We start from the raw sequence: 428 nt of genomic DNA on the forward strand, positions 1-428 counted from the left end.
ATCGTGTATGGGCCGAAGGCCTTCTCGAAGCCCTTGGTGTTGACGTTGATCGTCTGGTAGGTGGTGGAGTGGGTACCCGCGCTGGCGAAGGCGGTTTCCCAGTTCCAGTCACCCACATTGCCACGTGCGCCGGCCAGCACCCGGTAGCTCTTGTCGGTATTGCGCTGGCCGAAGTAGTTCGGGCCGGCATCCTGCAGCAGGTAGTTCAGGCCGACCACGCCGCCCATCATGGCCCTCAACTGCGGGCTGGCGTGGTTGTACTCGTTGTTCGGGCCCAGGAACGGGTACAGGAACTGGTTGACGGTGTTGCCGGTGTTGCGCGAGAACCAGCTGGTCGGGTTGCCGGTCGTGGTGCCATAGGTGCGCGGCGTGCCACCGTTGGCGCGCAGGTCGATGTCGGTATAGGTCGCCTCGGCGAAGATCTCGGT

1 protein-coding gene is annotated in these 428 nt (G+C 63.8%); it reads right to left on the minus strand.

Annotated features, from left to right (window positions below; all coding sequences use genetic code 11):
• On the minus strand, nt 1-428 hold a 428-nt coding region (locus RhoFasB10_RS25885), incomplete at both ends, for a hypothetical protein (RefSeq protein ID WP_206031389.1).

The organism is Rhodococcus sp. B10, from assembly GCF_011770055.1.
Classification (GTDB): domain Bacteria; phylum Actinomycetota; class Actinomycetes; order Mycobacteriales; family Mycobacteriaceae; genus Rhodococcoides; species Rhodococcoides kyotonensis_B.